This window comes from Pseudomonas graminis (assembly GCF_013201545.1).
Lineage (GTDB): Bacteria > Pseudomonadota > Gammaproteobacteria > Pseudomonadales > Pseudomonadaceae > Aquipseudomonas.
The window spans coordinates 4,651,189-4,670,171 of record NZ_CP053746.1; the positions used below are offsets into that span (position 1 = coordinate 4,651,189).

An 18,983-nucleotide genomic window follows, 5' to 3' on the forward strand; every position below is an offset into this window, starting at 1 on the left:
AGACACATGTCACGTCCGAGTGACACGAAAACTGTCCGCGCTCGTTTCAGAGATGCCCCTAGGCCACCGCCGTCTGGTTGCGACCCGATGCCTTCGCCCGAAACAGCGCCTTGTCCGCCAGGCCGAGCAAGGCGTGTACGTCCTGATCGGTGTCGCTCAGCGCGGCGACACCGAGGCTGGCGGTAACCCCTTCGTCGTGCTGGCAGGTAATGTCGGCGATGGCCTGACGGAGCTTTTCGGCGATGGCATGGGCCGCTTCGAGCGTGGTGTTGGCCAGCACCAGCGCAAATTCTTCGCCGCCCAGGCGTCCGCAAACGTCGCCTTCCCGCACGGATTGGCAAATGACCCGGCCGATCTGCCGCAACACGTCATCGCCGGCCTGATGGCCGTGGCAATCGTTGATGCGCTTGAAGTGATCGATGTCCAGCATCAGCGCGCACAGCGGCAGCCGGCTGCGCTTGCAGGTGTCGTAGGCGCGCTCGGCCCGATGGAAAAAAGCCCGGCGGTTTTTCACTCCGGTCAGTTCGTCGGTCTGTGCGGCGTGGTCAGCGATGCCATGGGCATGTTCCATTTCGCGGCTGAGGCGAAATGCCCGCTCCATCGCCCGGCACAATTTGCGCGTCGCACTGACCACGAAAGTGGCAAAGATCAGCGACGCGGCAGCCATGCCCTGCTGCGCGGTCTGGGGCTGAAACAGCAGCCAGAGCGAGCACGGCAACAGCACCAGCGCAATCGACACCAGGGTCATCGAGCGGTACGCGGAATAGCAGGACACCGCGCTCACCGTCATGCCCACCGCGAATAGCAGCACCAGTGTCTGGATCAGCAGATCGCCGGCTTGCATCAGTGCCAGCGCACCACCGCCCCAGATGCCAGCGGACAGTACCAGCGTGATCCAGTAAACGGGTTCCCAGCGCTCCGGCGTCCGGGCGGTTTCCGGCATCCGGAAATAGGTGGTCAACATGATCAGGCGCAGGGTGGTCGAGGCGCCCAGCAACCCTAGCCACCAGAGAATCAACGAATGTTCGAGGCGCTCCCAGCAAATCCAGGAGAGCATAATCGCCGCCAGAGCACTGCCGAACACCGAGAAAAAACTCTGACGGAAAAGCAACTGCAAACGATCGTTACGCACCTGGCCCCGTATCAGGGCCTCGCGCGCCGGTTGAGAATCATGGAGGTACATCGAATTCGCCCGACCCTGGCATTGGATGGGGCGGATTGTGGCATCGTGCTATGACAGTAAACAACTCGCGCGCCAACTAAATGCTGCGCCAGCCGGCGAGCGGGGTAATCCGCCGGATAAATGACGGTTCGGGCGTCCCGGCGTCAATCCTGTTGCGTAAGTCCGGACGGCTGCAGACCGAGCAACTCCATCAGCTTTAAGGCGTCGCCCGTTGCGGCGCCGCTGGCGGTGTTATCGAAAATACACCACGTCGGCGCACCGCTTTGCGCCTTAGCCTTCAACTCGACGGCCAGACGAATCAAATAATCTTCTTCATAGGCGCTGTAATAGATGCGCGGCGCGCCGTGCAGTCGCCAGTAACGCATCCCCGGCCAGCCTGAAAGTTGGCTGTCGTTGCTGAGCCTCGACGGGTCGACCGTTGCTTGCGCGATGCGATAGTGAATAAGCATCGACTCGCCCTGCACCCAGCTTTCATGGCGCGGTTCAATGACCACATGGCCTTCAAAGCGCTCGCGCAGCTGGATGAAAAAGGCCTCGGCCACCCGTGGCTCGAACGCCAGCGACGGTGGCAACTGCAGCAACAGGCAGCCGAGCCGTTCGCCCAGCTCCCCACATTGACCGAGGAATTCATCCAGCGCCCGGGCGCTGTCGTGCAGGCGCTGTTCGTGGGAAATGAGCTTGGGGATTTTCACCGAAAAGCGGAAATCCGCCGGTACTGACTCAGCCCAGCGGGCGTAGGTCTGCGGTCGGTGGGGGCGATAGAACGAGCTGTTGATTTCCGCGGTATTGAATTGCCGGGCATAGCGCTGCAAGTGAGTGCCGTCGCTCGGAAATGCCGACGCATACTCGCGGCCCAGACTCCAGCCGGCGCAGCCCACGAAGATTCTGCCAGGCGCTTGCGGGACAGCGCCGTCGAACACAGCACCCGTCAAAACTGTATCGTTCAAAACAGCACCTCCCCGGCTTCGCCCATGAAGATTTCTGCAGTCTTCGGCCCGATGCCGTCGAACGCCTGCAGGCGCTTTTCGAACTCGCCACGGTCGGCGCTGGCAGCAACGATCGCGGTGACAGTGCCGCCATATTCGTTAATCAGCCTGGATGCCAGCGCCAAGAGGCGCACGGCCGTGGATTCGTCGTAACGCGCGTAACCGCCCTCGCCCAGCATCCTCACCAGTTCCCGATGGGTGCACCCGGCCAGCTTGCGCGGCGTGTCGCGGCCGTGCCTGTCGACGATGACGTGATAGGTCTGCACCGCCGCCTGGGCCCGAATGCGCTTGCCCATCAGGAAACTGGCCAGCAACCATTTGAACAGCGCCGCCTCACCGCCCTCGACGAGGTCGATGCCCAATTCCAGTGCTGTGATGTTCTTGCCCATGACCGCTCCTCGATATCCATTGCTGGAGTGACTTCTCAAGAGGCGGTTGAGTTCGATGTTTTGCGCGGCGTGCGCATCGACCAGCGTCAGGCGTTGGATAGCTGATTGGTGCCGATGACCTCGCCGCTCCAGATCATCTCGTAGTGAGCGCTCTGCACAATGGACGTGACGTGGCGCGGGGTCAGCAATGCCCAGCAGACATTGCCTGGCGACCGCACCGAGTGGTAACGCAGCCCGGCCATCCCGGCCTGCTTCGCGGCCCTGCCCAGCACGTGGGACTGCGCGTAGTCGTCGGGTGCATAAATGGGGTCGGAGAGCGGGATTGAAGTAGCGTCGACGCTGCCCTCCTCGCTGAAGCTGCAACTCAGGCAGCGGAACACGAAGCGCTCGTACTTCAGCGCCGCGACCCGCGACCAGTACAACTGCTGATGATGACGCACTTCAGCAATGGCCGTGTCGACGGTGTCAGCCAAATACAGCACGCCGAACTCGCCGCTGCTGAAGCGCGAGCCCGCCGGATTGACATGGGTAAAGGGTGCAACCGCATAAGAACACCCGGGGATGCCGAACGGGATCTCGGCCAGGGGAATCAGCTCGATGCGGCCGACTTCGTTTTGCAGGCGCGGGTTGGTCAGCGCCTGAATTCGATACAGCGTCTCGAACTCGGCGGCATCGGCAACGTCGCTGAACAGCTCGATGGGAGGGAATTTGGAATTGACCAGGCGATAGGCCTGCTGCGTCTCACCGGCGAGTGCGGGGAGCGCGTCCGGCGTCACCATTGGGCGCCCCGGAGGGTATCGATGCGACGGAAGGTTTCGTATAGCGCGATCATGTCGCCCTGGGCCATGACGTCCAGGGGCTTTCTGCCATTGAAGAACTCGTTGTGGTTTTCCATCGACGGGAAACCGTAGGCGTTGTCGGGATTATCAAACAGGGTTCGCAGGGCGGCGTGAATGTTCAGCACGAAGCTGACCCGCTGCATCTGGTCCTGATCCAGTGCCACCGACCACTGCGCGTCGTCCTGGCGAGCGCGGGTGTACGTGCTTCGGGAAATGCGCAGGATCTGACAGGCTTGCTCGCTGGTGGCTTTCCATTTGTCCAGCACCCGCAACGCCGCCCGCAAACCGACCACGCATTCGGACTTCGAAAGTTGTCGCGCTGGAAGGGCGATGGTCATGAAATTACCTCTTGGTCACAGCGGTTACATTATCTACAGACGCAACCCTACTTCATTTGCATCCATGGACGCAATGTCAAGTTTCAGCAGCGTAGATTTGCACTGCGTTATTGGATGACTTCCGGGCCAAGGCCGCTCCATCGGGCACCCTTCAACCCAGCCTCCACCATGAGCGCATCGCAGAACGGCTGTCTCTCCACCCCGCAAAAGAATGCACGGACCGAAACCGCCACGGTCTGCCCTTTGACTGCGCTGCTTACCTGCGGCGCGCCCACTGATTGTCCAGAGGAGAACCTACCCATGCCTGAACAGCACTTACTCGTCGCCGGCGCCAGCGGGGTTATCGGTAAAGCGGTAGTAGAAAGTTTCGCCGACGCCGGCTGGCAAGTGTCCACCGTCGGCAGATCGACGACCGCACCAAGTCGCTTTCCACACCTGACTGCTGATCTGCTGAAGCCCGAGACCCTCGACGCCTCGAAAGCCAGCCTGAAGCCCGTGACCCACCTCTTCTACAGCGCCCTCAAGCCCGACAGCGATCCGGGCGTCGAAGCCGATGAAAATGCCGCAATGCTGGAGAATCTGGTTGCCGCCCTGCGCGATTCAGGCGCGAGTCTGAAGCGCATCACCATCGTTCAGGGCGGCAAAATTTACGGCGCGCAACTGGGCGTCTATAAAACCCCTGCCCGTGAGAATGACAGCCGCCACTTCCCGCCCAACCTCTACTTCCGCCACGAGGACTTCGTGAGAAGCCTCGAAGCGCAAGGCGTCCAATGGACAGCGTTGCGCCCCGACATCGTCATCGGCCATTCCACGGGTTCGGCGATGAACCTCGGCAATCTCATCGGTCTGTACGGCACACTGTGCCGCGAGACCGGCACGGCGATGCAGTTTCCAGGCTCCGACATCGCTTACCGCAATGTCCTGGTGAACGTGACCTCCGCTGAGCTGATTGGCAAGGCGGCGGTCTGGGCCGCAGTCAACGACATGAACGGCGCCTTCAACCTGACCAATGGGGACGTGTTTCGCTGGAGCCACGTCTGGCCAAAACTGGCCGAGTGGTTCGGGCTCGACGTCGGCGAGCCGCAACCGATTTCCCTTTCCCAGCGCCTCGGCGCGCTGCGTCCCGTGTGGGAAAGCCTGGCGCGACGCGAAGGGCTGGCCGAACCCGACCCGGACCGAATCGCGCTGGGCTCGTTCGGCGACTTCATTTTCCACGTCGAAAAAGATGCCATCTTTGACGTTACCAAAGCCCGGCAGGCAGGATTCTCGGGCATGACGCTGCGTTCGGATGAAGTGCTGCTGGCGCACCTGGAAGACATGCGGGCCAGAAAGCTGATTCCCTGAGCCGTTAGAGGGGACTGATTGATTGACAGCGCGTCACGGTCAATCAATCTGTCCTCGTGCCAGCCATCCCCTGCGTCGTTAAGCGCTGACGCCCTGCCGGCTAAAACGGTCCCACGCTCGGGTCCATCCGGGCGCCGCCGAGTGAGGAGGCCTTCATCGCATGACCGCCCTGAGCCGGTAAGAGCCCATTCCAGAGCCTTCAGCCCGTGAAAAAAATGTGAAAATCCCGTTAGTCATATCTGGTAATGATTCGCATCTTGATTCAGAATCGCGCTCCCACCGCGTCTTCAGGAACTTCGACCGTGATCCCTCGCCTCCCCGCCACCTTTCTCCTGGCCGGTGTCGTCACCGCCATGTCTGCCGCCAACGCAGCCGACGACGTCACCTTGCCCGCGATGCAGATCCAGGACACCGCCGCACAGGATGACGGGCAAAGCGTGGGCTATCAGGGCAAGCCGTCTTCGAGCACCACCAAGCTGGGGCTGACCAACAAGCAGACGCCTCAGGCGATTACGACCATCACCCGCGCGCAGATGAACGATTTCAAAATGAACGGGGTCAAGGACGCGCTGCGCTCGGCGCCGTCGGTGACCGTCGAGCAAAGCGAAAGCGACCGCACGGAGTTCACCTCCCGCGGGTTCGACATCGGCAGTTTCGAGTATGACGGCATGGGCATGCCCTTCGCCCAGACCATCATGATCGGTGACCTGGACATGGCCGAGTTCGAGCAGATCGACGTGCTCCACGGCGCCAACGGTTTGATGAGCGGCACCGGCAACCCGTCAGCCACAGTCAACTTCATCCGCAAAAGACCGACCCGCGATTTTCAGGCGCAAATCGACACCAGCGTGGGCTCATGGGACAACCGTCGCATTGACGTCGACGTGTCGGGGCCATTGACCGACACCGGCAACGTGCGCGGCCGCTTCATCTATGCCCACGACAAAGGCAATTCGTGGATGGACCGCTACAGCCACGAGAAAAACGTCGCTGCTGGCCTGCTCGCCTTTGACCTGTCCGATGCCGACACCCTGACCGTGGGCTTCACCCAACACAACAGCGATTCCAACGGCAGCACCTGGGGCGACCTGCCGCTGGTCGACATCAATAACAACCCGATCCATTACAGCAGCCGCTCGTCCAACGTCGGCCAGCCGTGGACCTACTGGAACATGCACACCCAGCGCGCGTTCGCAGAATGGAAGCACGACTTCGGCAACGGCTGGAATGCCACGCTCACCGGCACCGGTATTACCGAATACCAGGACACCAACATGCTGTACGTCTCAAGCGTCACCGATGACGACGCCTCGGTGTTCGCCGCCCACACCAGCAGCAAGGCCCACCAGTTGCTGGGCGAAGCCAAGGTGTCCGGCCCGTTCAGCCTGTTCGGTCGCGACCATGAGCTGACCTTCGGCGCCGCCTACGGCCGCACTCACCAGAAGGCACGGGAATACGACGCCGACGAAGCCGGCTACTTTAATACCTCGTTCGCCGGCATTCTTGCCGGCAACACGCCGACGCCGCAGTTTGACTACACCAGCGACATCAACACCCAGAATTTCGAGGACCGGCAGAAAAGCCTGTTCGCCGGCGCGCGCTTCAGCCTGGCGGACGATCTGCACTGGATCGCCGGTGCGCGCATGCTCAGCGTCGACGGCACGGGCGAGAGCTATGGCACCGATCACTCACAGCGCGAGCACGGCAAGGTCACGCCGTACACCGGTCTGGTCTACGACCTGACCCCGCAGTGGAGCGTCTACACCAGCTGGACGGAGATTTTCAATCCGCAATACGGCACGGTCGGCGTCGACGGCAAAGTGCTCGCGCCGCTGGAAGGCAAGAGCCTGGAAGCCGGCATCAAAGGCAGCGTGATGGACGATCGCCTGAACCTGACCGCCGCCGTGTTCAAGACCAAACAGAGCAACGTCCAGTCGGCGGACTTCGTCGAGGTGGGCTCGCAGTTCCGCTACTTCACCGATGATTACAAAAGCCACGGCATCGAGCTGGAAGCGTCGGGCGAAGCGCTGCCGGGTCTTGACCTGCTGGCGGGCTACACCTACGTGCACATCGAAAACGATGACGGTGACAAGGCCCGCCGTTATGTGCCCACCCACGCCTTTCGCGGCATGGCCAGCTACCGGCTGCCAAGCCTGCCCCAGGCCAGAATCGGCACCCGGGTCAGCTGGCAGAGCGGGATTCAGAACGACAACTACAGCGTCATCCGCCAGAACGCCTACGCGCTGGTCGACCTGATGACCAGCTACGACATCGACAGCAACTGGAGTACGGCGCTGAACTTCAACAACGTCACCGACCGCAAATACCTGACGTCGCTGTACAGCGGTACGGCCAGCAACTACGGCGCCCCGCGCAACCTGACCGCGTCGTTGACCTGGCGCTATTGATTCAGGTCTGCCTCACTTGCTGGACACCGCACCCGCTCCCACACGTGACTCGCTGGCCGGAAGGTCGATAACGCTATGCATCTGGTAGGCGAGCCTATCCGACAACTTTTTTAACACGCGCGCTTGACTTCCCTTTTCCAATCAGTAAGATAGCGCGCATTCCGCGATAGCTCAGTTGGTAGAGCAAGTGACTGTTAATCACTGGGTCCCTGGTTCGAGTCCAGGTCGTGGAGCCAGACAGAAGTAAACGAAAAGGCCAGCGCTTAGCTGGCCTTTTTCGTTTCCGACGGTTTTGTTCTCTGGATGAAGCGGAACTGCGTCCGCCCCGCTCCGCGCCAGGGTCAAGCCTTGGTGTAGCGCAGCCAGACAGCGCCGCCGTCCTGAACCTGCGCCGAGGTCAATTTCAAGTGAGCCGGTTGCTTCCAGGCCTCGGTTGACACCTCGAACGACGCCGGGTGCTCGCCCCGCCCGTCGATCAGCGGCAGGATCAGCACACTGACTTCATCGACCAGCCCGGCGTTGACGAACGACCCACTGACGTGAGGGCCACCCTCGACGATCAAGCGCTTGCAGCCCAGCTCGCTCGACAGGATCTGCACCACCTGCTGCAGGTCGATCTCGGTCTTCCCCGCGAAAATGTAAGACACCTGAATCGACTGCAGGTACGCCAGGTAGTCATCCGACACGCCTTCGGTCAGCACTTCCACGACGTGGGAATCCAGCGCCTGATTCTTCTTCCAGCCGACCTTGCCCTGAGGGTCGATGGACACCGCGTAGGCCGTGGCGTTGCGGTCAGCAAAATAGTGGCTGCGCTCGATAGGACCAGTGGCGAGGCCCTTGGGATAGCCCTCGTCGTGGGCGATTTCCTGCATGGTCACGCGCCCGCAGATCCACGCGTCGAACGCGAAGGTCTGGGCGAGCTTCTCGTACAAATCACCGGCGTCCTTCTTGAACGCGCGATCCCAGCCGTCGGTGAGGGCGTGGCCGTCGAGGGAGGACATCATGTGGCAAATGACATAAGGCTGCATGGCAGGCTCCAGGCTGATAAGTGTGTAGAGCCGACCCGGATCGCGCGGCAATAGTTCACCCCGTCACCCGGTTTTGCCCTTCCAGCACCCTGCCCCATCATTGCCGGTGATGTAGACCATGAAGCCTATTGTCTTCAGCTTCGACAGGGCTCGCGTACCATCGCGTCATTCCAGACCCGACACGGAACCACTACAAGGACCATGACCATGACCCTGCACATCATCAATGCCGTTGCCCTTACCGCTGTGACCGTTTTCCTGGTCAACCGCGCATTTGCCCTGTACGACCTGATCAATGCAGCGACAGTGTCCGAGCATATCTAAGGCCTTAAACGCCTGACGCGACAACGATTCAAGCACGGCACCGAAATGCCAGGCCGCAATGGCCTGGCGGTCCCGCGATGATCGGCGGCCTACATTTTCAACGACTTAGAAATTGGCCTTCAGCGCCTCAAGACCACCCTCGTAAATGCCCTTGAACAACGCCTCGACTTCCGCATCGGAAACACCGTCGGCGGTGAAAACCCCTGACCAATCCACCAACGCCCCATTGGCGCCGTCTTCTTTGATTTTCAGCGTTGCCAGATACGAACTGATTGGAAACGGCCCTTTGTCGATGGAATAGCTGTAGGTGCGCGCCTTGTTGTCGTAAGTCTCCAGACGCTCGGTGATTTCAGCGCCGTCGTCGGTGATCAGATGACGCACGCGCCCGCCTTCCTGCGACTCGCTTGTCTTGATGAAGGGCAGCCAATCGTTCAGCGACAGGAAGCCTCCGGTCAGCGCCCAGACCTTGTCGGCCGAGACCGGGATGCGAACGGATGCAGATGCTTGAGCCATGATGTTTTCTCCAGACGTGGGGCAGCGGCCGATCCGCCAACGCTGAGTGGCGTTGCGGGGCCGCGCCCTCTTTGATAAGCGTTAACCGCGAGCAATCTTGTCACGGTTATCGCTGATTCGGGAGGGTGTGCGCCGCAAAAACGCGGCGCAGAGGTGTTACTTGGCGGTGAAGGCCGAATAGCTGTTCATCAGGTTGCGGTAGTTCGGAATGCGCTGGGACAACAGATTTGCCAGGCCTTCCATGTCGTTGCGCCAGTCGCCCTGCAGCTCGCAGGCCACCGAGAACCAGTTCATCAACTGTGCACCGGCGGCGGTCATGCGCGCCCACGCGGCTTTTTGCACCACGTCATTGAAGGTGCCCGACGCATCGGTGACCACGAACACGTCGAAACCTTCTTCCAGCGCGCACAGAGTCGGGAACGCCACGCAGACGTCAGTCACGACGCCGGCGATGATGATCTGCTTGCGGCCGGTGGCCTTGATTGCCTTGACGAAATCTTCGTTGTCCCAGGCGTTGATCTGGCCAGGACGGGCAATGTAAGGCGCGTCCGGGAACATCGCCTTGAGCTCGGGCACCAGCGGGCCGTTCGGGCCGGTTTCGAAGCTGGTGGTGAGGATGGTCGGCAGGTTGAAGAACTTGGCGCAGTCGGCCAGGGCCAGCACGTTGTTCTTGAACTCGTTCGGCGTGAAGTCCTGCACCAGCGAGATCAGGCCGGTCTGGTGATCGACCAGCAGAACCACGGCATCATCTTTGTTCAAGCGCTTGTAGGGAACGGTCATGATTGACTCCATTGAGTGGGTGACGGATGAGTACGGGAGCCAGCGCATCACGCTGACGGTGAGCCCCGTCGGTCAGTGCCGACGAGGCCTTTCATGCTCTTTTCAATTGCTCTCTTCAGGCGCCGATCAGAAGGCGAAGCACGAGCAGCCAAACGCACCCCAGAAACCCTGGAAGTCGCTGACCGGTACTTTCGACTGGCGCGCTTTATCGTGGCTGTGGGCATGTACGCCGCAAGGGCCGCTGCACTGGTGAACCGCCGCGGCCATAGGTGCCCCCGGGCGCCAGTGGCCCGGAACCTTGGAAACCGGTGACCAGTCCGGCAGCACCGGCACGCTCGGCGGTGCCAGATCGTCGAACTCGCCGGCGCCGTACACCACTTTGCCGTCAACGATGGTCAGCACCGATTCGATCCACTTGATCGACTCTTCCGGCACGCTGAAGAAGTCCTGGGACAACGCCACCACGTCCGCCAGCTGGCCGACTTTGATCTGGCCCTTTTTGCCCTGCTCGGACGAAAACCAGGCGCTGCCACGGGTGAACAGTTCCAGCGCGGTTTCCCGGGACAAGCCTTCCGGGTACAGCTCCAGGCCGCCGACGGTGCGACCGCTGACCATCCAGTACAGCGAGGTCCACGGGTTGTAGCTCGACACGCGGGTGGCGTCGGTCCCGGCACCCACCGGCACGCCTTCGGCCAGCATGCGTTTGATCGGTGGCGTGTGCTCGCCGGCCTTGGCACCGTAGCGCTCGACGAAATACTCGCCCTGGAAGGCCATGCGGTCCTGAATGGCGATGCCGCCGCCCAGCGCCTTGACCCGCTCGATGTTCTTCGGCGTGATGGTTTCGCAGTGGTCGAAGAACCACGGGATGCCGTTGAACGGAATGTCGCGATTGACCTTCTCGAACACGTCGAGCATGCGCGAGATCGATTCGTCATAGGTGGCGTGCAGGCGGAACGGCCAGCGGTGCTCGACCAGGTGACGCACCACCGGCTCGAGGTCCTGCTCCATGCCCGCGGGCAAATCGGGGCGCGGTTCGAGGAAGTCTTCGAAATCCGCGGCCGAGAAGGTCAGCATCTCGCCGGCGCCGTTGTGACGCAGGAAGTCGTCGCCCTGATGCAGCGTGACAGTGTTGGTCCAGTGCTTGAAGTCTTCCAGCTCTTCCTTGGGCTTCTGGGTGAACAGGTTGTAGGCGATGCGCACGGTCAGCTGTTTGGCCTCGGCCAGTTGCGTGATCACGGCGTAATCGTCCGGGTAGTTCTGGTAGCCGCCGCCGGCGTCGATGGCGCTGGTCAGGCCCAGGCGGTTCAGCTCGCGCATGAACTGGCGCGTAGAGTTGACCTGATACTCCAGCGGCAGCTTCGGCCCCTTGGCCAGGGTCGAGTAGAGAATCATCGCGTTGGGCTTGGCCACCAGCATGCCGGTCGGGTCGCCGTTGCTGTCGCGGACAATCTCGCCACCCGGCGGGTTCGGCGTGTCGCGGGTGTAGCCGGCCACACGCAGCGCGGCGCGGTTGAGCAGCGCGCGGTCGTACAGGTGGAGGACGAACACCGGGGTGTCGGGCGCAGCCTGGTTGAGTTCTTCGAGGGTTGGCATGCGTTTTTCGGCAAACTGGAATTCGTTCCAGCCACCGACCACGCGCACCCATTGCGGCGTGGGTGTGCGATCAGCCTGGGCCTTGAGCATGCGCAGCGCGTCGGCGAGCGACGGCACGCCTTCCCAGCGAAGTTCGAGGTTGTAATTGAGCCCGCCACGGATCAGGTGCAAGTGCGAGTCATTGAGGCCCGGGATCACCGTGCGCTTGTGCATGTCGATGACCTGCGTGGCCGCGCCGCGCTGGGCCATGATCTCCGCGTCGCTGCCCACGGCGACGAATTTCCCGCCGCTGATGGCCACGGCGCTGGCCTTGGGTTTTTCCTGGTCAACCGTGTGGAAATTACCATTGAAGAGAATCAGATCGACGTTCATCGCGCCTCCGTTGGCAGACGTTTTAGATGCCCCGACAGCAAGGCCGGTGGCAGGCATGGAAGAAAACAGTGCGGCGGCAGCGCCGAGCAGCGAGCCCTTGGCGACGAAACGGCGACGGTCGCTGGAAGACGGTTGATCGGCGTCATCATCCTTCATGATCGGCTCCGGCCACCGGCGCGGGCCGGGCATTCAGCCAGGGTGCAAACAGCCGCGTCGCGCGGGGCATCAGCACGTAGACCACCAGCAGGACGATGGTCACGGTGACCAGTGCGGTGCTGATGATGTAATGGGCCAACAGCGGGTACAGGCGGAACACCGGTCCCCAGACCAGCGGGACCAGCAGGGTCAGCGGGCAGATGACCAGAAAGGTCACGCAGGCCTGTTTCCAGCGTGGCGGCGGGCTTTCAGCGGCGGGGATGAACCAGAATTCATTGTGCGGGTTGACCTCGGTGAAATCGCCGTCGGCCAGCATGGGCGCTGCTTCGGCGACGAGCTCGCGGCGGTGAGAAGAGTCCATCCAGCGCTGCATGGCGTCGGTCGAACAGAAGCGCAACACGCAGGTAAACATGTGCAAGCCGTCGGCCTTGCCGCGTATGACGTCCACGCCCAGATGCCCGGGGTAGCTGGCCGCCATGGCGACGATGCGCCGCAGCCAGGCTTCGTATTGGGCTTCCAGCCCGGCCTTGATCCGGTGCTTGACCACCAGGGTGACGATCTCGTCGGCGGACAGTTTCGACGTCGGGACAGAGTCGGCGGTCGTGGCGTAATCAGGCATAGCGAAGCGCTCCAGGCAAACCATGGTTGAGCGCCAGACGACCGGGTCCGGCGATCAGCACACTGGTGAAGATAATCAGTAATAACCAGCCGAACTGGCCCTGTTCGACGCTCCACTCGCTGTGTACCACGATGAGCGCGACCAGCAGCAGGATGAGAATAGGCAGGCACGCCAGTCGCGCCAGTACGCCGGTCAGAATCAGCAGGGGGCAAAGGACTTCGGCGAAGATGGCCATGCTCAGGGTGAGGGTGGCGCCGAGGTGAAACGGGTCTTCGATGAGGGTCAGCTGGGTGTTGAAGTCGAGCAGTTTGGGCAGGCCGTGGACGAACAGCAGGAACAGTGCGCCGGCGGATCTGAGGAATAGCAGCCCGAGGTCTTGTGCGCGGTCGTTGTGGGTTGGGTAGGTCATCACACACCATTCATTGCGTGGGCCACGTTTGCCGAGGTGCCGGAGTACGTGGCCGATGAATTCAGTGTGGCGGGGCGAAGGGGGTGGGTATTGAACAGACGTGCTTTTGAGGGTCGCGCTTTTTAAGATCAACAGCGTCGGCCTAACGGCCTCGGTTTCGCCTTCGGCGAGTTACTTGGAAAAGCACCCCAAGTAACCAAGGGTGCTTGCTCCTGGTTGGGTTCCTCCTTCGTCGGAATACCCTCACTTCGACGACGCTCCGTGGGCGCGCGCCGAACGGACATCCATGTCCGCAACGGCGCTCTCGCCGCATCCATGCGGCTCGTCCCACTGCGCGTCGTCTGCGTTCGGCCTGCACCCAAGTCGCGATTGGCGTCGTCTGGGAGTTTTGTGTTTAAAGATCAAAAGCAGATCAAGTGCAGATCAAGTGCAGATCAAGTGCAGATCAAGTGCAGATCAAGCGAAGGACTTGTAGGAGTGAGCTTGCTCACGAAGGGCCGGTACATCCATCGGATATCTGGTGTTTTTAATAGAGGATTCGCGAGCAAGCTCGCTCCCACAGGGAGGGGGTGCTATCAGCAAAAATGTCGGCGCCTGAGCTGGCCTCTTCCCGGCTAAAGCCGGTCCCACTAAAAGCATTGCGTATACCCTGTGGAATCGCCTCCGACTGTAGGACCGGCTTCAGCCGGGAAGCCTGTGATCTGCTAGTGATCTGCTAGTGATCTGCTTTTGATCTTCATACACAAAAGGCTCAGTCACCGCCAAACGCGACTTGGGCAGGCTGAACGCAGGTCTCGCTCCGTGGGCCGAGCGGCATGGATGCCGCGAGAGCCGCCCCCCGCCATGGATGGCGGATGGCGGCGGGCCCACGGAGCGAGACCGGAGTGAAGGAACCCTGAGGAACGAAGGGCCCAACCAGGAGCAAGCACCCTTGGTTACTTGGGGTGCTTTTCCAAGTAACTCGCCGAAGGCGAAACAGTCTGCCCCCAGGCAGACGCCTTGGATCTTGATCTTGATCTTGATCTTAATCTTAAAGACCTTGCACTACGGCAAAGGCCGCGTCTCCTGAGACATGAACTCAGTAATCCGCGAGCGCAGCCACCGCTCCGCCGGGTCGTTATCGTGCACGCCCGCCCAGACCATCGACAACTCGGCAGGCTCGATCGGAAAGGGCGGATCCTCTGCTCGCAATGCGCACCCCTCAATCAGGGCGCAGGCAGCGTAGTCCGGGACCGTCGCGATCAGCTCGGTGCCCGCCAGCAGCGCACGCAATCCGCTGAACTGCGGCACCGCCACCACCACCCTCCTCGCCCGCCCGACTTTCGCCAGATCGATATCGATGTTGCCGCTCAGGTCACCCGAGAACGACACCATGGTGTGCGGCCGCTGGCAGAATTCGTCCAGCGTCAACGGCTCCGGGCGTTTGTCGCCGCGCAATACCTTGACGCCGATGTCGCGCAGCTTCTTGCGCTTGGCGTTGGCCGGCAGTTCAGTGGTGTAGCTGATGCCCACGGAAATCTCCCCCGACGCCAGCAACGCCGGCATCAGCAGGAAGTTCGCCCGGCGCACCACCACGATGATGCCCGGCGCTTCTTCACGCAGACGGTTGAGCAACGGCGGGAACAGGCCGAACTCGGCGTCGTCCGACAAGCCAATGCGGAAAATGTCGCAGCTGGTCGCCGGATCGAATTCCTTCGCCCGACTCACCGCCCCGGAGATGGTGTCCAGCGCCGGTTGCAGTTCCTTGAGGATCGCAAGGGCCCGGGCGGTGGGCTCCATGGCGCGGCCGTTGCGCAGCAGCAAGGGGTCGTCGAACAGGTCGCGCAATCTGGCCAGTGCCGCACTGATCGCTGGCTGGCCCATGAACAGCTTTTCCGCTACCCGCGTGAGGTTGCGCTCGAACATCAACGCTTCGAAGATCACCAGCAGGTTCATGTCGACGCGGCGCAGGTCGTTGCGGTTCATTCAGCGATTCCGGAGTGGGCATTATCGGGAGGCCTGACTATGCCAGACCGGCGCAGGTATACACAGCTGCCGAGGCCGTGTCTTGAACATCGGTGCTGTCGCGCCCGACGATGGCTCGGGACAGCGGCCCTCAACAGGCGTGCGCGCGCTGGGCCAAACGCCCCTTGGCTGGCAAGAGGGCCATGGTCCGGCGCCAGCTGCACGGGGTCAGCCCTACCACTCGACTGAACACCCGGGTGAAATGCGACTGGTCGGCGAAACCGCAATCCAGGCTGATCTGCGAGATGGTCAGCACTGACTCGCCAAGCAACGCCCGGGCCTTGTCCAGGCGCATCTGCAAGAACCAGTCGCGAGGGGAAAGCCCGGTGTTCTTCTTGAACGCGCGGGAGAAGTGACTGCGCGACAGCGAACATTCCGCAGCGATGCGGGCGATGGACAGCCCTTTGTCCATCTGGCTGGACATCAAGTCCTTGGCCCGACGCTCCTGCCACGGCGACAGCGCGACGCGTTCGAGAACGGATTCGGGGTTCAGCAAGGGGTTGAATGCAGTCATGTCAGGCGCTCCAGCTTCACAGTTGGCGGTGAGCGAAGTCTCTACAGCAGCGTTCTTAAAGTCCTTCTCCCGGTATTAATCGTTCTGAAAAGTCGTACGACGACATGCTTCGTCGCGGTGCGCGCAAGCCGCTTTCAGAACGTTTAAGGCAGCACCAAGGACGGCCATTGGCCAGCGCGATACCGTGCCAGCTCCAAAGATTCGGTTCGCTGCGAGGGACTGCATGTGACCACCCGATACGTGGCCGGAATTTTGATCCCCGACGGTGCGATGGCCCTAGCGGCAACCGACCTGATGCGTGATCACCAGTCCGACCTGCTGCTGAACGCGGCCTGCCGCACGTTCGTCTTCGCCAGCCTGTTGGGGCACAGTCGCGGCCTGCGTTTCGATACCGACCTCTTGTACACCGCCGCACTGTTTCTGCGCATCGGCATCACCCGGCTGTACGCCCAGTCACAACTGCGGTTTGAAGTCGACAGCGCCAACGCCGCCGCCCAGTTCCTGCGCGGGCATGGCCGGTCGTGGGATGACATCGCCCAGGTCTGGGACGCCATCGCGCTGCACACCACGCCGGGCATCCCGCAGCACAAACCGCCGTTGACCGCCCTGCTCTGCGCCGCGGTCGAAACCGATTTGACCGGCGCGCATTGCCAGTGCTTCAGCCCCGCCGCCCAGGCGCGGGTGTTGGCCGCTTACCCCCGGGAACCCGGTTTCAAATTCAAGTTTCTGCATGTCATGGCGATGGGGCAGCTGCATCGCCCGCACTCCACGCTGGGCACGACCAACGCCGACGTGCTGTCGTTTCACGCCCATCGTATGCACGCGGGCGGCTTTTGCGAACGACTGCTTGCTTCGACATGGCCGTATTGAACAGCCTGGACTTCGATGAGTCGTCGGCGCTACTCGACGACGGGCAAGGTGAACACGAAGGTCGCACCGCCGAAGCGGGCCGGCATGGCGTAGAGGTGGCCGCCGTGGGCAGTGATGATCGACTGACAGATCGCCAGTCCCATGCCCATGCCTTTGTCCTTGGTGGTGAAAAACGCGTTGAACAACTGATGCAGGTCCACAGGTTCGATGCCGCGGCCGCTGTCTTCAACGCTGACAACCACGTAATCGCGGCCCACCACTTCGCTGGTGATAGACAGCCGTCGCAGCACGTGATCGCCTGCGCTCATGGCGTCCAGCGCATTGAGGATCAGGTTCAGCACCACTTGCTGCAGTTGCACGCTGGAGGCGCAGACCCGCAACGGTGAACAGGTCAGATGAGTGGTCATCAAAACCCGCTGCTGTTCGACTTCGACACCGGTCAGCGCCACCACATGACGAATCACGTCATTGATCAGCAGCTGTCGCCGGTGGTGGGGCCCCTGCCGCGCCAGACTCTGCAGCGCGTTGACAATCTCCCCCGCGCGCCGGCCCTGGGCAACGATGTCGCGCAGCCCGGACAAGGCTTCGTCCACCTGCGGGTTTTCGCGATTGAGCCAGCGGATGCCGGCGGCGGCATTGGACACCATCGACGCCAGCGGCTGATTGATTTCGTGGGCAATGGACGCTGCCAGCTCACCCATCACCGTGGCCTGGGCGACGCTGGCCAGCCGAGCCCGAGCACCGCGCAGGGCGATCTCGACATCCCGGCGCCGCGCGTTTTCCTGCTCCAGTTCCTGATGCAGGCGGACGGTTTCCAGGGAAATCGCCGCCTGGCTGGCGAGCAGTTCCAGCACTTCGGTGCGACAGAGCGTGAACACGCCGGGCGCGAGGTTGTTTTCCAGGTACAACACGCCGAGCACCCTGCTCTGCTTAACCAGCGGCACGCACAATGCCGAGCGCACCCCATGCTGGCGCACGTATTCATCGGCACCGAAGTAGGCATCGCCGCAGACATCGTCCATCACCAAGCGCTGGCGTGTGCGCATCACCCGGTACAGGACCGACAGCGGCAGATGCTGTTTGTCTGGGGCCCGGTCCGCCAACTCGATGTGCAAGCCCTCGGCGCCGCTCTGGCCGATTGCGCGAATCACCGGCGCCTCGTCCTTCACCAACAACAGCAAAGCCCGTTGCGCACCGGCGTGAACGATGGTGTTGCGCAACAGCGTTTCGATCAGCCGGTCCTGCTCACTCTCGTCGCGCAGCGCGTGGGCGGATTTCATGACGGAGGACAGGTCCAGGGCATCACGTCCGCTCAGGTTGATCGATGTGCGCGCCGACCACGCCTTCAGATCACGCAACGCAAGGGTCGAATCGTGGGAAGGCGTGCGGATAGAAGCGTCATGTTGGCCATTGGACAGGTGAGGCTGAAGATCCGGAATGTCCCGCAGTTCCTGCCACTGACGCAGCATTTCGTTCAAATCCCGGTGCAGGGCCGCCGCGCTTTGGTAACGGTCATCCGGGTTTTTAGCGATCAAACGATGCACCAGACCGGCCAACGGCTCAGGGACGTCACCGCGGTGCTGGCTCAGCGGCGGCGGTATTCGCGCAACGTGGCAATACACCCATTCCACCGCATCGGTGGCCTCGAAGGGCAATCGCCCGGCCAGCCATTCATAAAGGGTCATGCCCAGCGCGTAAAGGTCGCTGCGCTGGTCAGCCTGACGCTGAATCCGGCGCGACTGTTCGGGCGCCATGTAGCCGAGGGAGCCACAAATGGCGTCGAATACCGGCAGCTGCGACGCCAACTGAACATCGACGCTCAGGCCGAAACCGCTGAGCCGGACCACGCCGTCTGCGTCCTGGATCAGGTTGCATGGTTTGATATCGCGGTGCAGCAGGCCTGCTTCGTGAGCGCCTGATACGGCGGCAGCGGCAGCGATGGCCCGCTGCAAAAAGCCTTCGATGGACAGCGGCTCGGGCTGATCATGAAGCGCCACGCCGCTGGCATCCTCCAGCACCATCAACGTGCCTTCCGGCCCCGACAGCAGCGCCACCGGCTGCACGGCCCATTGCGGCATCAGCCGGGGCGCCAGTGAGAATTCGTGTTCAAGACGGCGGACTGCAGCGATCGAGGCGTCGGGAGCAGGACGAACGATGCGCCAGTGGCGATCCTCCTGGGTCAGCGTGACCCGGTAATGGGCGACTTCCCCATCGACAAACAGCAACTGCCAGACGAGCCGCTCCAGCCACAAGGGCCCGAATGCCCCGGCGCTGGAGATAGCCGTGTATGGCCCGTGAAAAACGCTGCTCATGA

General features: G+C 62.0%; 17 protein-coding genes and 1 tRNA gene. 4 read left to right on the forward strand and 14 right to left on the reverse strand.

What is annotated here, in order from left to right; translation table 11 throughout:
* Positions 1-58: 58 nt before the first annotated feature.
* The 5 genes from FX982_RS20840 to FX982_RS20860 form a co-directional block, all read right to left on the reverse strand.
* On the reverse strand, positions 59-1,183 hold the full coding sequence (locus FX982_RS20840; protein ID WP_172612356.1) for a GGDEF domain-containing protein: 1,125 nt from the start codon (positions 1,181-1,183) through the stop codon (positions 59-61).
* A 143-nt stretch (positions 1,184-1,326) separates the two neighbouring features.
* Positions 1,327-2,067, reverse strand: a complete 741-nt coding sequence (locus FX982_RS20845; RefSeq protein ID WP_172613126.1) for a DUF72 domain-containing protein — start codon at positions 2,065-2,067, stop codon at positions 1,327-1,329.
* 59 nt (positions 2,068-2,126) lie between these two features.
* The gene (locus tag FX982_RS20850; RefSeq protein ID WP_122625453.1) at positions 2,127-2,558 is read right to left on the reverse strand and encodes a DNA methylase; all 432 of its coding nucleotides are present in this window, start codon (positions 2,556-2,558) and stop codon (positions 2,127-2,129) included.
* A gap of 86 nt (positions 2,559-2,644) precedes the next feature.
* Positions 2,645-3,337 (reverse strand): RES family NAD+ phosphorylase, encoded by a 693-nt coding sequence (locus FX982_RS20855; protein ID WP_172612357.1) that lies wholly within the window; start codon positions 3,335-3,337, stop codon positions 2,645-2,647.
* Positions 3,331-3,735: an antitoxin Xre-like helix-turn-helix domain-containing protein gene (locus FX982_RS20860; RefSeq protein ID WP_172612358.1), complete on the reverse strand. Its 405-nt coding sequence runs from the start codon at positions 3,733-3,735 to the stop codon at positions 3,331-3,333. Before FX982_RS20860 ends, FX982_RS20855 begins: the two co-directional genes overlap by 7 nt.
* Positions 3,736-4,035: 300 nt before the next feature.
* Between FX982_RS20860 and FX982_RS20865 the strand changes: the two genes are divergently transcribed.
* From FX982_RS20865 to FX982_RS20875, 3 genes are all read left to right on the forward strand, one after another.
* Positions 4,036-5,079: an SDR family oxidoreductase gene (locus FX982_RS20865; protein ID WP_172612359.1), complete on the forward strand. Its 1,044-nt coding sequence runs from the start codon at positions 4,036-4,038 to the stop codon at positions 5,077-5,079.
* Positions 5,080-5,432: 353 nt separating this feature from the next.
* Positions 5,433-7,487, forward strand: a complete 2,055-nt coding sequence (locus FX982_RS20870; RefSeq protein WP_172613127.1) for a TonB-dependent siderophore receptor — start codon at positions 5,433-5,435, stop codon at positions 7,485-7,487.
* Positions 7,488-7,647: 160 nt separating this feature from the next.
* A tRNA-Asn gene (locus FX982_RS20875) sits at positions 7,648-7,723 on the forward strand.
* A 105-nt stretch (positions 7,724-7,828) separates the two neighbouring features.
* Here FX982_RS20875 and FX982_RS20880 read toward each other — a convergent pair.
* The 8 genes from FX982_RS20880 to FX982_RS20915 all read right to left on the reverse strand — a co-directional run bounded on the left by FX982_RS20880 (position 7,829) and on the right by FX982_RS20915 (position 15,799).
* Complete coding sequence (locus FX982_RS20880) at positions 7,829-8,515, reverse strand: RibD family protein (RefSeq protein WP_172612360.1); 687 nt, start codon at positions 8,513-8,515, stop codon at positions 7,829-7,831.
* Between the two features lie 429 nt (positions 8,516-8,944).
* Positions 8,945-9,352, reverse strand: coding sequence for an SRPBCC family protein (locus FX982_RS20885; RefSeq protein WP_172612361.1), 408 nt, complete (start codon positions 9,350-9,352; stop codon positions 8,945-8,947).
* Positions 9,353-9,508: 156 nt separating this feature from the next.
* Positions 9,509-10,132: an isochorismate family cysteine hydrolase YcaC gene (ycaC, locus tag FX982_RS20890; protein ID WP_037010340.1), complete on the reverse strand. Its 624-nt coding sequence runs from the start codon at positions 10,130-10,132 to the stop codon at positions 9,509-9,511.
* A gap of 126 nt (positions 10,133-10,258) precedes the next feature.
* Positions 10,259-12,097, reverse strand: coding sequence for an amidohydrolase (locus FX982_RS20895; protein ID WP_122536313.1), 1,839 nt, complete (start codon positions 12,095-12,097; stop codon positions 10,259-10,261).
* A gap of 145 nt (positions 12,098-12,242) precedes the next feature.
* Positions 12,243-12,872: an antibiotic biosynthesis monooxygenase gene (locus FX982_RS20900; RefSeq protein ID WP_172612362.1), complete on the reverse strand. Its 630-nt coding sequence runs from the start codon at positions 12,870-12,872 to the stop codon at positions 12,243-12,245.
* Positions 12,865-13,281 (reverse strand): DoxX family protein, encoded by a 417-nt coding sequence (locus FX982_RS20905; protein ID WP_122536253.1) that lies wholly within the window; start codon positions 13,279-13,281, stop codon positions 12,865-12,867. Before FX982_RS20905 ends, FX982_RS20900 begins: the two co-directional genes overlap by 8 nt.
* 1,044 nt (positions 13,282-14,325) lie before the next feature.
* Positions 14,326-15,246: a LysR family transcriptional regulator gene (locus tag FX982_RS20910; RefSeq protein ID WP_122535825.1), complete on the reverse strand. Its 921-nt coding sequence runs from the start codon at positions 15,244-15,246 to the stop codon at positions 14,326-14,328.
* Between the two features lie 130 nt (positions 15,247-15,376).
* Positions 15,377-15,799 carry a helix-turn-helix domain-containing protein gene (locus tag FX982_RS20915; RefSeq protein ID WP_172612363.1) on the reverse strand — a complete coding sequence of 141 codons (423 nt, stop codon included), beginning with the start codon at positions 15,797-15,799 and terminating at the stop codon, positions 15,377-15,379.
* Between the two features lie 225 nt (positions 15,800-16,024).
* On the opposite strand from FX982_RS20915, the gene FX982_RS20920 reads away from it, so the two are divergent.
* Complete coding sequence (locus FX982_RS20920) at positions 16,025-16,669, forward strand: phosphohydrolase (protein ID WP_172612364.1); 645 nt, start codon at positions 16,025-16,027, stop codon at positions 16,667-16,669.
* Positions 16,670-16,698: 29 nt separating this feature from the next.
* Here the strand turns inward: FX982_RS20920 and FX982_RS20925 are convergent, their stop codons facing one another.
* Complete coding sequence (locus tag FX982_RS20925) at positions 16,699-18,981, reverse strand: ATP-binding protein (RefSeq protein ID WP_172612366.1); 2,283 nt, start codon at positions 18,979-18,981, stop codon at positions 16,699-16,701.
* Positions 18,982-18,983 lie beyond the last annotated feature (2 nt).

Excerpts from the sequence above, each read along its gene's own strand:
- FX982_RS20855 (WP_172612357.1), bottom strand. The coding sequence starts at position 3,337 with ATGGTGACGCCGGACGCGCTCCCCGCACTCGCCGGTGAGACGCAGCAG.
- FX982_RS20905 (WP_122536253.1), bottom strand. The coding sequence starts at position 13,281 with ATGACCTACCCAACCCACAACGACCGCGCACAAGACCTCGGGCTGCTA.
- FX982_RS20900 (WP_172612362.1), bottom strand. The coding sequence starts at position 12,872 with ATGCCTGATTACGCCACGACCGCCGACTCTGTCCCGACGTCGAAACTG.
- FX982_RS20895 (WP_122536313.1), bottom strand. The coding sequence starts at position 12,097 with ATGAACGTCGATCTGATTCTCTTCAATGGTAATTTCCACACGGTTGAC.
- FX982_RS20870 (WP_172613127.1), top strand. The coding sequence starts at position 5,433 with ATGTCTGCCGCCAACGCAGCCGACGACGTCACCTTGCCCGCGATGCAG.
- FX982_RS20880 (WP_172612360.1), bottom strand. The coding sequence starts at position 8,515 with ATGCAGCCTTATGTCATTTGCCACATGATGTCCTCCCTCGACGGCCAC.
- FX982_RS20865 (WP_172612359.1), top strand. The coding sequence starts at position 4,036 with ATGCCTGAACAGCACTTACTCGTCGCCGGCGCCAGCGGGGTTATCGGT.
- FX982_RS20910 (WP_122535825.1), bottom strand. The coding sequence starts at position 15,246 with ATGAACCGCAACGACCTGCGCCGCGTCGACATGAACCTGCTGGTGATC.
- FX982_RS20840 (WP_172612356.1), bottom strand. The coding sequence starts at position 1,183 with ATGTACCTCCATGATTCTCAACCGGCGCGCGAGGCCCTGATACGGGGC.
- FX982_RS20850 (WP_122625453.1), bottom strand. The coding sequence starts at position 2,558 with ATGGGCAAGAACATCACAGCACTGGAATTGGGCATCGACCTCGTCGAG.
- FX982_RS20925 (WP_172612366.1), bottom strand. The coding sequence starts at position 18,981 with ATGAGCAGCGTTTTTCACGGGCCATACACGGCTATCTCCAGCGCCGGG.
- ycaC (WP_037010340.1), bottom strand. The coding sequence starts at position 10,132 with ATGACCGTTCCCTACAAGCGCTTGAACAAAGATGATGCCGTGGTTCTG.
- FX982_RS20860 (WP_172612358.1), bottom strand. The coding sequence starts at position 3,735 with ATGACCATCGCCCTTCCAGCGCGACAACTTTCGAAGTCCGAATGCGTG.
- FX982_RS20885 (WP_172612361.1), bottom strand. The coding sequence starts at position 9,352 with ATGGCTCAAGCATCTGCATCCGTTCGCATCCCGGTCTCGGCCGACAAG.
- FX982_RS20915 (WP_172612363.1), bottom strand. The coding sequence starts at position 15,799 with ATGACTGCATTCAACCCCTTGCTGAACCCCGAATCCGTTCTCGAACGC.